Annotated in this window: 15 protein-coding genes and 1 pseudogene; 11 read left to right on the forward strand and 5 right to left on the reverse strand. The window is 60.3% G+C overall.

What is annotated here, in order from left to right:
* Positions 1-45: 45 nt before the first annotated feature.
* Both NBG89_RS04965 and NBG89_RS04970 read left to right on the forward strand, forming a co-directional pair.
* Positions 46-891, forward strand: coding sequence for a glycosyl transferase (locus NBG89_RS04965; protein ID WP_431321969.1), 846 nt, complete (start codon positions 46-48; stop codon positions 889-891).
* 385 nt (positions 892-1,276) lie between these two features.
* Entirely contained in the window at positions 1,277-2,581 is a 1,305-nt protein-coding gene (locus NBG89_RS04970) for a L,D-transpeptidase family protein (protein WP_088691738.1), read from the forward strand.
* A 487-nt stretch (positions 2,582-3,068) separates the two neighbouring features.
* Here the strand turns inward: NBG89_RS04970 and NBG89_RS04975 are convergent.
* Positions 3,069-3,209, reverse strand: a pseudogene (locus NBG89_RS04975) (ATP-binding protein); the annotation flags it as partial.
* Positions 3,210-3,250: 41 nt separating this feature from the next.
* Between NBG89_RS04975 and NBG89_RS04980 the strand changes: the two are divergent.
* From NBG89_RS04980 to NBG89_RS05000, 5 genes are all read left to right on the forward strand, one after another.
* On the forward strand, positions 3,251-3,886 hold the full coding sequence (locus NBG89_RS04980) for a group II intron maturase-specific domain-containing protein (RefSeq protein WP_431322783.1): 636 nt from the start codon (positions 3,251-3,253) through the stop codon (positions 3,884-3,886).
* Between the two features lie 164 nt (positions 3,887-4,050).
* Positions 4,051-5,349 carry a serine hydroxymethyltransferase gene (glyA, locus tag NBG89_RS04985; protein WP_431321970.1) on the forward strand — a complete coding sequence of 433 codons (1,299 nt, stop codon included), beginning with the start codon at positions 4,051-4,053 and terminating at the stop codon, positions 5,347-5,349.
* A gap of 9 nt (positions 5,350-5,358) precedes the next feature.
* Entirely contained in the window at positions 5,359-5,835 is a 477-nt protein-coding gene (gene nrdR, locus NBG89_RS04990; protein WP_007531462.1) for a transcriptional regulator NrdR, read from the forward strand.
* Between the two features lie 3 nt (positions 5,836-5,838).
* Positions 5,839-6,948, forward strand: a complete 1,110-nt coding sequence (gene ribD, locus NBG89_RS04995) for a bifunctional diaminohydroxyphosphoribosylaminopyrimidine deaminase/5-amino-6-(5-phosphoribosylamino)uracil reductase RibD (protein WP_431321971.1) — start codon at positions 5,839-5,841, stop codon at positions 6,946-6,948.
* Entirely contained in the window at positions 6,948-7,568 is a 621-nt protein-coding gene (locus tag NBG89_RS05000) for a riboflavin synthase (RefSeq protein WP_431321972.1), read from the forward strand. The genes ribD and NBG89_RS05000 overlap by 1 nt, the downstream gene beginning before the upstream one ends.
* Here the strand turns inward: NBG89_RS05000 and NBG89_RS05005 are convergent.
* The 3 genes from NBG89_RS05005 to NBG89_RS05015 all read right to left on the reverse strand — a co-directional run bounded on the left by NBG89_RS05005 (position 7,531) and on the right by NBG89_RS05015 (position 9,046).
* Positions 7,531-8,067 carry a GNAT family N-acetyltransferase gene (locus NBG89_RS05005; protein WP_431321973.1) on the reverse strand — a complete coding sequence of 179 codons (537 nt, stop codon included), beginning with the start codon at positions 8,065-8,067 and terminating at the stop codon, positions 7,531-7,533. The two genes, NBG89_RS05000 and NBG89_RS05005, sit on opposite strands and share 38 nt — an antisense overlap.
* A 25-nt stretch (positions 8,068-8,092) precedes the next feature.
* On the reverse strand, positions 8,093-8,596 hold the full coding sequence (locus NBG89_RS05010) for a cupin domain-containing protein (RefSeq protein ID WP_431322784.1): 504 nt from the start codon (positions 8,594-8,596) through the stop codon (positions 8,093-8,095).
* A gap of 99 nt (positions 8,597-8,695) precedes the next feature.
* On the reverse strand, positions 8,696-9,046 hold the full coding sequence (locus NBG89_RS05015; protein ID WP_431321974.1) for a hypothetical protein: 351 nt from the start codon (positions 9,044-9,046) through the stop codon (positions 8,696-8,698).
* A 332-nt stretch (positions 9,047-9,378) separates the two neighbouring features.
* Here NBG89_RS05015 and NBG89_RS05020 point away from each other — a divergent pair, with 332 nt between their 5' ends.
* From NBG89_RS05020 to NBG89_RS05030, 3 genes are all read left to right on the forward strand, one after another.
* Positions 9,379-9,834, forward strand: a complete 456-nt coding sequence (locus NBG89_RS05020) for a 6,7-dimethyl-8-ribityllumazine synthase (RefSeq protein ID WP_431321975.1) — start codon at positions 9,379-9,381, stop codon at positions 9,832-9,834.
* Between the two features lie 3 nt (positions 9,835-9,837).
* Positions 9,838-10,320: a transcription antitermination factor NusB gene (gene nusB / locus NBG89_RS05025; RefSeq protein ID WP_088691744.1), complete on the forward strand. Its 483-nt coding sequence runs from the start codon at positions 9,838-9,840 to the stop codon at positions 10,318-10,320.
* Between the two features lie 207 nt (positions 10,321-10,527).
* Positions 10,528-12,663 carry a sodium-translocating pyrophosphatase gene (locus NBG89_RS05030; protein WP_431321976.1) on the forward strand — a complete coding sequence of 712 codons (2,136 nt, stop codon included), beginning with the start codon at positions 10,528-10,530 and terminating at the stop codon, positions 12,661-12,663.
* A 70-nt stretch (positions 12,664-12,733) separates the two neighbouring features.
* Here NBG89_RS05030 and NBG89_RS05035 read toward each other — a convergent pair whose 3' ends face one another.
* Positions 12,734-13,270, reverse strand: a complete 537-nt coding sequence (locus NBG89_RS05035; RefSeq protein WP_431321977.1) for an outer membrane protein assembly factor BamE — start codon at positions 13,268-13,270, stop codon at positions 12,734-12,736.
* 178 nt (positions 13,271-13,448) lie between these two features.
* On the opposite strand from NBG89_RS05035, the gene NBG89_RS05040 reads away from it, so the two are divergent.
* Positions 13,449-14,039: a ubiquinol-cytochrome C chaperone family protein gene (locus tag NBG89_RS05040; RefSeq protein ID WP_189637103.1), complete on the forward strand. Its 591-nt coding sequence runs from the start codon at positions 13,449-13,451 to the stop codon at positions 14,037-14,039.
* Positions 14,040-14,045 lie beyond the last annotated feature (6 nt).

The raw sequence follows: 14,045 nt of genomic DNA on the forward strand, positions 1-14,045 counted from the left end.
TCGCACGGACCTTGGGGTTCTCGCGTGAATCAGGAGTTGCAGGTTATGACGTCAGCTGTATTGGCCGCGAGCGGTGGGGTGAAGCAGGTCATCTGCATCAGCTGGGGAACGAAGTACGGGGCTCCCTTCATCAACCGGCTGTACGCGATGGTGAAGCGCAACATCACGCCGCCCTTCACCTTCACGTGCTTCACCGACAGCCGCGCCAACCTGAATCCGGAAATTCTTTGTGAGGACCTGCCGCCGCTGGATGTCGAAAACATGCCAGTCCGGACGAAGGGCATCTGGCCCAAAGCACGGCTTTGGGGGCCGAAGCTCGGCAATTTGAACGGCCCGGTTCTGTTCCTCGACCTCGATCTGGTGATTGTCGGTTCACTTGATTCCTTCTTCGAGGTCGGCGGACCTGATGATGTTGTACTTTCGCGCAACCAGACGACGCCCTTCGAGCGCCTCGGGCAGACCTCGCTCTTTCGGTTCCCTGTCGGCAAGCTCGTTCCGTTGCAGGAGAAGTTTCGCGCCGACCCGCAAGGCGTTGCCGACAAGTACGAGTTCGAACAGCGGTTCGTGACGCGAAATGCGCCCGGTGGCGCGAAGTTCTTTCCACGCCGATGGGTGCTGCATTTCAAGCAAGACTGCTGCTGGCCTTTGCCTCTGCACTATTTCCTGACGCCGCGCCTCCCTGCTGACGCGCGGGTGATCCTTTTCCCTCGCGATTTCCATCCTCAGTTCGCGGTTGAAGGGCGGTTCGGGCTGAAAGGCCGTGCCGCGCCGCCGCTCGATCACATCCGTCATATGTTCGATCCGGAGTGGAGACGAAACAAATCGCTGTTTCGTTATCTGCGCCATTACATCCGCCCGACGCCGTGGGTAGCAGACCACTGGCGCGAGTAATCCGCACCCGCCGGCGATTTCGTGACATCTTTGCAACGCATGGCAGGCAAGCATAATCGCCTGTATTCAAGCCGTTTTTTAGCCGCTATTAACCGCCACATTCTGTGGATTGGTATGGTTTTTGCGTATCGTCCCGCCACCGACGGTTGAGCGCGGTGCAGGACGACACGAATTGGCCATATTAGCATGTCAGCGGAAATACACGGCAAATGGCGCTTCCCCATTGAGGTCCGATAACCTCGCGCTCCCTGCTCGCAATCATGTGATCGCCGGCAGAGACATTGTGCGATGCGCCGTAGCGACGGGTTGGTAGAGATTTGCGTTTTCGCAGGGATAGCGAAGGTCGCCGGTCTCGCAAGCAGCGGCAATTTAGTGGTTGGGATGAATGTCGAAGAAAATCGGAACTGAAGCTTTTTCTCGCCGGGCGTTTCTGACGTCTGCGGCAATGGTTGGAGCGGGCGCCTTGGCCGCCCCCGCATTCGCGCAGTCGGCGATCGATTCGCTCATCAATGCTCCGCAGCGCGGCGATTGGGATGATCAGTTCGATGCGAAGGCGGCATCCCGTACGGCGACGGCCGTCGTTTCTAACACGCCGATTCTCGGACCACAGTCGGTGCCGAGCATCCAGCAGGCAATCGCCCAGTATCAGCAGATCGCGTCCGCTGGCGGTTGGCCGGAAGTGAGCCCGAGCCAGCAGCGTCTGCAGATCGGCGTGACTGATCCCGCCGTCCAGAGCCTTCGGCAGCGCCTGATCATCACCGGCGACCTTCCGCGCGAAGCAGGCATTTCCAGTGCTTTCGACTCCTACGTCGACGGCGCGGTCAAACGCTTCCAGGCACGCCATGGTCTCCCGGCTGACGGTGTTATCGGCGAGTTCACCCTGAAGGCCATGAACATTCCGGCTGATGTTCGACTGCAGCAGCTGAACACTAACCTCATCCGCATTCAGACCTTCCCGGAGGAACTGGGGCGCCGCCATGTGATGGTGAACATTCCGGCCGCTTATGTCGAGGCGGTAGAGGATGGCAGCGTTGCCACGCGCCATGCAGCCGTTGTCGGTCGCCTCAGCCGTCCGACGCATCTCGTCAACTCGAAGATTTACGAGGTCATCCTCAATCCGTATTGGACCGCACCGCGCTCGATCGTCGAAAAGGACATCGTGCCGCTGATGCGCAAGGATCCGACCTACCTGGAGAAGAATGCCATTCGCCTGATCGACGGAAAGGGCAACGAGGTGGCTCCTGAAACGGTCGATTGGAATGCCGAGAAGGCACCGAACCTGATGTTCCGTCAGGACCCAGGCAAGATCAATGCTATGGCCTCCACGAAGATCAATTTCTACAACAAGAACGGCGAGTACATGCACGACACGCCGCAGCAGGGCCTTTTCAACAAGCTGATGCGCTTTGAATCTTCCGGCTGTGTTCGCGTTCAGAACGTTCGCGACCTGACGACGTGGCTGCTGCGCGAGACCCCGCCGTGGTCGCGTCAGCAAATGGAGCAGGTCATCACGACCCGCGTCAACACGCCGATCAAGCTTGCTGAAGAAGTGCCGGTTTACTTCGTTTACATTTCCGCGTGGGGTATGCCGGATGGCGTCGTGCAGTTCCGCGACGATATCTACCAGCTCGACGGCAATGCAGAACTCGCGCTCGACACGACGGCGGGCACGGAGCAGCCGGTTCAGTGAGGCTTCAGCCTCTTGTTCACTTTCAAGACCGCGCCTTTCGAGGCGCGGTTTTTTGTTGGTGCGCCAGGCATGGCGCGCGGTGCGCGAGCACCGATTGGCCGAGATGGTATCCGGCCGATGACTTGGAGGTGAGAGTCCTCTGCGGGCCCTGGTGATGGGAACCGTTAGCCGAACAGCAAGGGCGTCGCCGCGAGGCGGAGTCTGAAGGCAGCTGTAAGCAAAGTGCCGGCCTGACGAACAGGAAGCGCATATGAGGCGTCCGCATCCGGGCAAGGGGGCCAGCAAGCCCGAAGCTCGATATTCACCCGGAGGGTGCGGCCGTAGATGCGACAGGTATATGGCACGAAGGTCACGCGCCTTACCCTGGGAGGCCTGCCGACCTGCCTCTGGTGACAGATGTGCTACCGGCGTCGAAAGGCGTCGGAATGGGGCGGCAGGGGTCAGCAGAAGCCGTAGTTGTCAAGCGAAGCGAGGAATTGACCCCCCTTCATTGATTGGTCGTTTCGTTTGGTTCAAGCGCCGTTCCGGCCTTCTGCAGAAGGCCGGAACGGCGCTTTTCGCGAAGCCGATAGCTGTCGCCTCGGATGGTGATCACGGTCGAATGATGAAGCAGGCGGTCCACTTTCGCCGCTGTTATCGAATGTCCTGCTCGACGATCTCGACAAGGAGCTGGAACGGCGTGGTCATGCCTTCTGCCGCTACGCCGACGACTGTAATATCTATGTGCGGTCGCAGCGTGCCGGTGAGCGGGTCATGGCCTCGCTTACCCGCTACCTCGCCGAGCGGCTGAAGTTCACGGTCAATGGCGCCAAAAGCGCCGTGGACCGACCGTGGAAGCGCACTTTCCTTGGCTATACCATGACCCTCCACAAGGCGCCGCGTCTACTGATTGCGGCGTCCAGCGTGACGCGGTTCAAGGGGAAGCTAAAGGCGGCCTTCCGTGCAGGGCGCGGACGCGCCCTTGGCGCCACCATCAAAGACCTCTCCCCGATCCTGCGGGGTTGGATGGCCTACTTCCGTCTGACCGAAGGCAAGGGGGTCTTGGAGGAGGTTGATGGCTGGCTGCGGCGCAGGTCGCGCTGCATCCTATGGCGGCAATGGAAGAAACCGACCACGCGCGCCATGCGGCTGAGGCAACGAGGCCTGACGGAACAGCGTGCATGTGAATCGGCCGGCAACGGCCGCGGTCCCTGGTGGAATGCCGGGGCCAGCCACATGAACGATGCCTTCCGAAAGTCCTTCTTCGACCAACTCGGGCTGGTCTCACTCCAACAGGAGCTCCAACGCCTAAATCACGCTCGATGAACTGCCGTGTACGGAACCGTACGCACGGTGGTGTGGGAGGAGGGATGCCGCAAGGCTCCCTCCTACCCGATCGCGTAGATTGCCTAGCAAATGTCGTTCTCCGTATTGCCCTTGGCAGGGCGGGGCGCTAATACCTTCGCGCATTCCAGTTGAGGAGCCCGCCCATGACAAATGCTTCCACCCAGACCTTCTTCAATCGTTCGCTTGCCGATACCGATCCGGAAATCTTCAGCGCGATTGGCAAGGAACTCGGCCGTCAGCGGCATGAGATCGAACTCATCGCTTCGGAAAACATCGTTTCCCGCGCGGTGCTGGAAGCCCAGGGCTCCATCATGACGAACAAGTATGCCGAAGGCTACCCGGGCAAGCGCTACTACGGCGGCTGCCAGTTCGTCGATATTGCTGAAGAACTCGCGATCGAACGCGCCAAGAAGCTCTTCGGCGTCAACTTCGCCAACGTTCAGCCGAACTCCGGTTCGCAGATGAACCAGGCAGTCTTCCTGGCGCTGCTGCAGCCAGGCGATACCTTCATGGGCCTCGACCTCAACTCGGGCGGTCACCTGACGCACGGCTCGCCGGTCAACATGTCTGGCAAGTGGTTCAACGTCGTGTCTTACGGCGTGCGCGAAGGCGACAACCTCCTCGACATGGATGACGTCGCTGAGAAGGCACGTACCCACAAGCCGAAGCTGATCATTGCCGGTGGCACGGCCTATTCCCGCATCTGGGATTGGAAGCGCTTCCGAGAGATCGCCGATGAAGTCGGCGCATACCTGATGGTTGACATGGCTCACATCGCTGGTCTCGTCGCCGGTGGCCAGCATCCGTCGCCGTTCCCGCATTGCCACGTCGCAACCACCACGACCCACAAGTCGCTGCGTGGCCCGCGCGGTGGCGTGATCCTGACGAACGACGAGGATCTGGCAAAGAAGTTCAACTCGGCCGTCTTCCCGGGTCTCCAGGGTGGTCCGCTGATGCACATCATCGCCGCCAAGGCCGTCGCCTTCGGTGAAGCGCTGCAGCCTGAGTTCAAGGACTACGCCGCGCAGATCGTCAAGAACGCCAAGGCACTTGCCGAAACACTGATCGCCGGCGGCCTCGATGTCGTCTCCGGCGGCACCGACAACCACCTGATGCTCGTCGATCTCCGCAAGAAGAACGCGACCGGCAAGCGCGCGGAAGCGGCGCTCGGCCGCGCCTACATCACCTGCAACAAGAACGGCATCCCGTTCGACCCCGAGAAGCCTTTCGTCACCTCGGGCGTCCGCCTCGGCGCGCCGGCCGGCACGACGCGCGGCTTCAAGGAAGCGGAATTCAAGGAAATCGGCAACCTCATCGTTGAGGTTCTCGACGGCCTGAAGGTCGCCAATTCCGACGATGGGAACGCAGCCGTGGAAGCCGCCGTTCGCGGCAAGGTGGTCGAGCTGACCAATCGCTTCCCAATGTACGACTACATCGGCTAAGAGTAGCGCATGCGCTGCCCATTCTGCGGATCGGAAGACACACAGGTCAAGGATTCACGCCCGGCGGAGGACAACACGTCCATCCGCCGCAGGCGTATTTGTCCTGATTGCGGCGGTCGCTTCACCACCTTCGAGCGCGTGCAGCTGCGCGAGCTGATGGTGTCGAAGAAGACTGGCCGCAAGGTGCCGTTCGATCGCGACAAGCTGGTGCGCTCCTTCGAGATCGCATTGCGCAAGCGTCCCGTCGACCGCGACCGCATCGAGCGTGCGGTCTCCGGCATCGTCCGGCGCCTGGAAAGCTCCGGCGAAGTCGAGATTAGCTCCGAGCAGATCGGGCTTCAGGTGTTGGAAGCTTTAAAGAGCCTAGATGACGTGGGCTTTGTTCGCTACGCCTCGGTCTATCGGGATTTCTCGCACGCCGAGGATTTCGAGAAGGTCATTTCCGAGATCAACGCCAAGATCGCCCGCGATCCCCTGGACAACTAACTCATGAGCGCTTCGGAAGACGACGCGCGTTTTATGCAAGAGGCGATCCGCCTGGGGCTCCTGCATCTCGGCCAGACATCCACCAATCCTTCGGTCGGCTGCGTCATCGTGCGTGACGGGCAGATCGTCGGTCGTGGCGTGACGGCAGTCGGCGGGCGCCCGCATGCCGAGCCGCAAGCTCTGGCGGAGGCCGGCGAACTGGCACGAGGCGCCACGGCCTATGTGACGCTCGAACCTTGCTCGCACCACGGCAAGACGCCGCCTTGCGCGGAGGCGCTTATTGCCTATGGCGTCGGTCGCGTCGTCATAAGCGTGATGGACCCGGACCCGCGCGTCTCGGGCAGGGGCATTGCCATGCTGCGCGATGCCGGAATCGAGGTCGAGGCCGGTGTTCTCGAAGGCGAAGGCAAGCGTTCGCTCGCGGCCTACCTCACCCGGCAGACGAAGAACCGGCCGTATGTGACTCTCAAGCTTGCGGTTTCCGCCGACGGCATGATCGGGAAAAAGGGCGAGGGGCAGATTGCGATTACTGGGCCTGCCGCACGCGCCGACGTGCAGAAACTGCGGGCGGAAACTGATGCGATTCTGGTTGGGATTGGTACTGCGATTGCCGACGATCCCTTGCTGACGGTTCGCACCCCTGGCCTAGAGACCCGCTCGCCGATCCGTGTCGTGCTCGATGAAGAACTCTCCTTGCCGTTGGGCAGCAAGCTGGTTGCGACTGCCAAGCAGGTGCCGCTGATCGTCGTTGCGACCGAGCCGCCCCGCTTTGATGAAAGCGAGGACAAAGCCTTTCTCGCGCGCCGTGACGCTCTGGATCAGGCGGGCGTCGAGGTGGTCCAATGCAATCCCAACCGCCCGGACGAGCTGCTGCCTGCGCTCGCGTCGCGCGGAATTTCCTCGCTTGTCGTCGAAGGTGGTGCGCGGACGGCGAGACTCTTCCTTGATGCCGGGTACGTCGATCGCATCCTGCTTTATCAAGGCCCGGCGGTGATCGGGCAGGACGGTATTGAATCGCCGGTGACGAAGACCGATATGCCATCGGGTTTCCTGCATAGGGGCACCTTCACGCTTGGCGACGACCGCCTGGACGAATACGAAAGAGAGCTTTGATGTTTACCGGAATTGTCACCGACGTCGGCACGATCGAATCCGTTTCCTCGCTCAAGGAAGGCATCAAGCTGCGTGTCGCCACTGCCTACGATCCGGCGACCATCGACATGGGCGCTTCGATCTCACACTCCGGCATCTGCCTGACCGTGACCGGTTTGCCGAGCGACGGCAGCAATGGTCGCTGGTTCGAGGTCGAAGCCTGGGAAGAGGCCCTGCGTCTGACGACGATCGGGACGTGGAAGGAAGGCAGCCGCATCAATCTCGAGCGCTCGCTGAAGATCGGTGACGAACTTGGCGGTCACATCGTTTCCGGTCATGTCGATGGCAAGGCGGAGATTCTCTCCGTCACCGAAGAGGGCGACGCGACACGCTTCCGCCTGCGTGCGCCCGAGCATCTGGCCAAGTTCGTCGCTCCCAAGGGCTCGATCGCCCTGGACGGCACGTCGCTTACCGTCAATGCGGTCAACGGCACGGACTTCGACGTCCTGCTGATCCGTCACACGCTTGAAGTTACGACCTGGGGTGATCGCAAGGCAGGCGACTTCGTCAATTTCGAAGTCGATACCATGGCCCGCTATGCCGCTAGGCTGGCGGAGTTCCCGACCGCGAAAGCAGAATAACGTCTCCGTTATAGTTGCATCGCTGCACCTCGCGGAAGCCGAGCTTGCGCGCAAGCCGCAGCGAGGGGCCATTCTCTGGGTCGATGATGCAGGTCATTGGCTTGGAGGGGAACCGTTCTTCCGCCCAGGCGATCAGCGCCGTGAGTGCTTCGCTGGCGTAGCCGTGCCCCTGCGCGAAGGGCATCAGTCCCCAACCGGTTTCCAAAGTGCCTTCCGTGGAGACGGGATGCATGTCCCGCTTCATGTCGAGGAAGCCCGCTTCCCCGATAAAGCGCCCTGACTGCTTTTCTTCGATCGCCAGGAAGCCGAAGCCCATGTAATGCCACATGCCTGCGACGCGCAGCATGCGTGCCCAGGCTTGCTCGCGGGTTGAGGGCACACCCCCGATGAAGCGCACCACCGCTTCGTCGCTCCACATCGTCACGTAGTCTGAAAAATCGTCGACAGTGTGCGGGCGCAGCAGTAGCCGCGCTGTCTCGATGGTCGGAATGTTGGTCATTTCGAAGTGTTCTCTCGGATGGAAGTCATGCGCCGGGCTCGCCATCCCAGTAGTCTAACTTGTCACGCTCGCGGCCGATAAAGCGAAAGCGGTTCGCTTGTTCCCCGTCGCGATTGGTCTTGGCGAGAAACTTGCCGGAATCGGGGTATTCGACGATTTCGGTTTTCGCCTTGGTGGAGATGCCGAGATAGATCAGCGGAGTCGAACCCGTGTTGATGATCTGATGGGCGGTCTCTTGTCCTCCTGCTGGAGCGCCAAGGGCGTCGCCCTTCCGGATGGGGTAGCGGTCCGGGCCGAAGCGATATTCACCCGTGCCTTCAATAACGAAAAACAGCTCGTCCTCCACGTGATGGTTGTGGAATGGGCAACTGGATTTGCCGGGTGGAACTTCGTTGTAGCTTATGCCGAGACCGGCGAGGCAGAGGAGTGAGCCGAACGAGGCGTCCGCGCCTTCGTACAAGTCTCCTTGCTTCCAATGCTCAAGCTTCAAATCGGCGATGTTGATGACGGGCTTCGATACGCCGGACATTTTTCTCTCTCCTGTTTCGGGAGAGGAGGCACCATCCCGCAAGAAAATACAACCACAAAGCATCATGCTGGGGACAGCCTTTCGCTGTCGCCCTTGCTTTCATCGATAGTAGACTGTGATGCCGCCATCCGCGGCCTGGTCAGCGTTGACGATGTTTCCCAGCAGCACGCCTCTGGCGCTGAGTTGATGCACGAGAGGCTTGTTCACCGCAATAGCAGCGCGGATCATTTGGATGTCGCTCACGCTGCGTGCGGTATGGGACTTCGGTTCTCCTATATTTCCCGAGCCGCCGTGATCGTACACCTGCCGAACGTCGAGATTTCCGCCGCTGAAGCTTCGGAGCGTTCGTTCGATTCCCGAGGGGGCGTTCGTGTCTAAGCTTTCCGCACGACTGGCATCTGCGAAGGCGAGGGTAGCGACTGCGGAGGCGATGGCGGCAACGCGATTCATGGGACTATCCTTTCATCTGCTCTGGCGATCGGCCGTTGGTGGTGGATCGCCAGCGTTACGCAGCTCAAATTGGTGTCCGGATCATCCGCGTTCAACCAACAAGTATCTGGAATTTAGTCACAAATTGTTCATGCCAATCGCCCTTCATTTGCCATCTTCGAGGCGCGGGGCCGCCGCCGGCACAAGGTGATGCGACGATCGTCTACCGTGTCCTTGCCGTGATTCCGGATTTGCATCTAAAACAAGTTCGGAATTTGCTTGCCATTCCGGTCGCGGCATGTTTTGACCGCGGCCTGCCGAATGGCGAAGTCCTCTAGCTGCGAAGGTGAAGCATGGCGCGAGAAACCGCTCCCCACATTCTGATCGTCGAAGCACGCTTCTACGACGACATGGCAGATGCCCTGCTTGAAGGCGCGACCTTCGCCTTGAAGGAGGCCGGCGCCACCTATGAGGTCGTCACCGTTCCCGGCGCTCTCGAAATTCCGCCGGCGATTGCCATGGCGCTCGACGGAGCAGATAATGATGGCACGCAGTATGACGGATATGTCGCCCTTGGCATGGTTATCCGCGGCGAGACCTATCATTTCGATATTGTGTCGAATGAATCCTCGCGCGCTCTGATGGATCTCGCTGTGAGCGAATCCCTTGCCATTGGCAATGGCATTCTGACCGTTGAGAATGACGATCAGGCATGGGCTCGCGCCCGCCGTTCGGACAAGGACAAGGGCGGATTTGCCGCCCGTGCAGCTCTCACAATGATCGAGCTGAAGAAGAAGTTGGGTGCATAACGAATGAACAACGAGAACTCGGAGCGTCCGGTCAAGACTGCAAATCAGCGAGGTGCTGCGCGCTTGGCTGCTGTTCAGGCGCTCTACCAGATGGATATTGGTGGCACCGGCGTGCTGGAGATCGTGGCCGAATACGAGGCGCATCGCCTCGGCCAGGAACTCGATGGCGAGACCTATCTCAAGGCCGACCCCTCCTGGTTCCGCTCCATCGTCTCCGGCGTCGTGCGAGAGCAGCGTCGCCTCGATCCGATGATCGCGTCCGCTCTGCAGGACGACTGGGCATTGTCGCGCCTCGATAGCACCGTCCGCGCGATCCTGCGTGCCGGTGTCTTTGAAATCCTGGATCGCAAGGATGTTCCCGTCGCGGTCATCGTGACGGAATACGTCGAAATCGCTCAGGCCTTCTTCAGCGACGATGAGCCCAAGCTCGTCAACGCCGTACTTGACCGCATCGCAAAGCAGGTCCGCGGCGAAGCCAAGAAGTAGCGTTCTGCCGGGCCGGCAGGCCCGACCTCCCCAAATTCTCCGTTCCCATTGTGCTGCAAGGGCTTTTGGCCCTTGCGGGCTTGACGCGCCGTTTTCCTCCACGCAATCTCCGGCCGACGTTGCAGCATTTCTGTGGGAGGAAATCGAGTCGGCGTGTTCGCAGCCGGAGAGGGAGTGAGCTCCGGCTCTTTTGGAGGAAAGAGCGAAATGAGCATTCTTTTATGGGTAATAGCGTGCGGTCTGCTCTCGGTGGTCTATGCCATCTGGGCAACCCGGTCGGTGCTTGCCGCCGATCAGGGCAACAAACGCATGCAGGAAATTGCAGGCTATATTCGTGAAGGTGCGCAGGCCTACCTGACGCGCCAATACAAGACAATCGCAATCGTCGGCATCGTTGTTTTCATTGCAGCCTGGCTGCTGCTCTCCGGCACGGCTGCAATCGGTTTCCTCATCGGCGCGGTTCTGTCCGGCGCCGCAGGCTTCATCGGCATGCACGTCTCGGTGCGCGCCAACGTTCGCACGGCTCAGGCCGCGTCCCAGAGCCTGTCTGCGGGACTTGAGATCGCATTCAAGTCGGGTGCCATCACCGGGCTTCTGGTGGCCGGCCTCGCCCTTCTTGGCGTGTCCATCTACTACTATGTTCTGACTGTCGTGCTTGGGCACGAAGGCAGCTCTCGAGAAGTCATCGATTCACTGGTCGCGCTTGGTTTCGGTGCGTCGCTGATTTCGATCTTTGCCCGTCTCGGCGGTGGTATCTTCACCAAGGGCGCAGACGTCGGCGGTGACCTTGTCGGCAAGGTGGAAGCAGGCATTCCCGAAGATGATCCGCGCAACCCCGCTACGATTGCCGATAACGTCGGTGATAACGTCGGCGATTGCGCCGGCATGGCGGCCGACCTTTTCGAAACCTATGCCGTGTCTGTCGTCGCGACGATGGTTCTCGCTGCGATCTTCTTCGCCGGCGCACCCCTTCTTCAATCGGCGATGCTGTATCCGCTCGCAATCTGTGGCGCGTGCATCATCACCTCGATCATCGGCACGTTCTTCGTCAAGCTTGGCAGCAACGGCTCGATCATGGGCGCTCTCTACAAGGGCCTCATCGTCACCGGCCTGCTGTCGATCATCGGGCTGGGTGCTGCCACGTCGCTGACGATCGGCTGGGGGCCTGTCGGCACTGTCGGCGGCGCAGAGGTCACCGGAACCAATCTGTTCGTCTGCGGACTGGTCGGTCTTGTCGTCACGGCATTGATCGTCGTCATCACCGAGTACTACACCGGCACTAACAAGCGTCCGGTCAATTCGATTGCTCAGGCATCGGTGACGGGCCACGGCACGAACGTCATCCAGGGCCTTGCGGTCTCGCTGGAATCGACGGCGCTGCCCGCGATCGTCATTGTGGGCGGCATTCTGGCGACCTATCAGCTCGGCGGTCTCTTCGGAACCGGCATCGCGGTAACCGCAATGCTCGGTCTCGCAGGCATGATCGTCGCCCTCGACGCCTTTGGACCGGTCACGGACAACGCCGGCGGTATCGCCGAGATGTCGCATCTGCCGCCTGAGGTGCGCAAGTCGACCGACGCGCTTGATGCGGTCGGCAACACGACGAAGGCAGTAACCAAGGGCTATGCGATCGGTTCCGCCGGTCTCGGCGCGCTGGTGCTGTTTGCCGCCTATTCGAATGACCTGCAGTACTTTGCGGCGCATGGCGACCAGTATCCGTACTTCGCCAATATCGGCACGATCTCGTTCGAGCTGTCGAATCCGTACGTCGTCGCCGGCCTGCTGTTCGGTGGATTGATCCCGTATCTCTTCGGCGGTATCGCGATGACTGCTGTCGGGCGCGCGGCCGGATCGATCGTAGAGGAAGTGCGCCGGCAGTTCCGCGAAAAGCCGGGCATCATGGCTGGGACGGAGCGTCCTGACTACGGCCGGGCCGTAGACCTGCTGACGAAGGCTGCCATCCGCGAGATGGTCATTCCATCGCTCCTGCCGGTGCTGGCGCCGATCGTCGTCTACTTCGGCGTATTGATCATATCCGGCTCGAAAGCCTCAGCCTTTGCGGCATTGGGCGCATCGCTGCTCGGCGTAATCATCAACGGCCTGTTCGTTGCGATCTCGATGACCTCGGGCGGTGGTGCGTGGGATAATGCCAAGAAATCCTTTGAGGACGGCTTCGTCGACAAGGACGGTGTTCGCCACATGAAGGGATCCGACGCTCACAAGGCCTCGGTCACCGGCGACACAGTCGGCGACCCCTACAAGGATACAGCCGGTCCGGCCGTCAACCCGGCGATCAAGATCACCAACATCGTGGCACTTCTGCTTCTTGCGGTTCTGGCCTAAGGCTAACCACGAACACTAAAAAACCCGCCGGAGCGATCCGGCGGGTTTTTCTTTGAGAGTTCTGACGCCGCTAGCGCAAGCTGGCCGGGTTCTGCGGCGAGGCCGGCTGTGAGGTGCCGCCACCGAAGAGGCCCTTGGCAGCGTTCGCGGCACTGCCGCCCGACAGGAGTTGCTGCAGGAAGGTGAAGTCCTTGCCGCCCGTCGGGGTAACGCGGTTAATCGTATCGAATACCTTGCCATCCTTGAGCGTGTAGTTCGCGCGGCGTGTAACGATGCCATCCTTGTCGAAATAGATCGCCAGAACGCTCTGGTCGACGACTTTCAGCTTCTGGAAGGCCATGGATCGTTCGCGGCGCTGCGAAATGTAGTAGAAGACCTCGGTGTCGAACGTCGCCGTTGTGGACGGAGTGCCGAGGGATAGGAGAACCTGCTCGCGGCTCGATCCTTCCGGTACGAGATTGAGGGACTGCTCGTCGGCAACATATCCACCGTTCAGGACGGTCTGTGACTGGCAGCCTGAGAGTCCGGCAGAGGCGATCATGATGGCAATGGCGGCATTGCTGAGGAATTTTTTGTCAGACTTGAAATACCGTTTCGTCAACGACATCTACTCCCTAAAATTATGAATGGCAGCCACTGGCCTCAGATCGCTGATGCAAAACCATTGTGGCCATTCCGGGGTGGGACGTCCCGTTGGCTCATGCGGACAGATGGGTGCTGTCCCGAAAGTGGCCACCTTCGGCATTGCAATTCGCGCCTGCTTCGGTAAACCAGCTTTCGAAATCATGCAACAAGGCCGGACGCCGCTTGGCGCCAAGAATGAGGCCTTTCCGGAAAAAACGATGATCTTCGGGCTCTTTGGCAAGAAAAACAACAACCAGGCAATCGTAGATCGGCAATATCAGGCATTGACGTCGGCCGCGCGGATGCCGGCACTCTATGAGCGCTTGAACGTCCCGGATACGGTCATGGGGCGTTTCGAAATGCTCTCGGCGGTGATGATCCTCTTCTTCCGGCGCACGCGAACGTCGGGGACCAGTGGTCAGGAGATCGCGCAGGAAATCGTCGACGCTTTCTTCGAGGATATCGATTACTCCATCCGTGAGCTGGGGATTGGTGACAACAGCGTGCCGAAACGCATGAAGAAACTGGCCGGCATGTTCTATGGCCGCCTGGAGGCCTACTCCAAGGCGATGGACATCAGGGACACCGAAGGGCTTGCTGCAGCACTTGTCCGGAACATTCACCCCCAGGCGGATGAGCCAGTTGATATGCGCGGCCTCGCAGACTGGATGTTTGCTGCCGAGGACAATCTTTCGTCTCAGTCGGAAGACGTCATCGCGACAGGCTCCGCGACGCTCCCGAAGGTTGCCTGAGGAAAA

The sequence above is a fragment of the Rhizobium sp. YTU87027 genome (assembly GCF_050644135.1).
Taxonomy (GTDB): domain Bacteria; phylum Pseudomonadota; class Alphaproteobacteria; order Rhizobiales; family Rhizobiaceae; genus Rhizobium.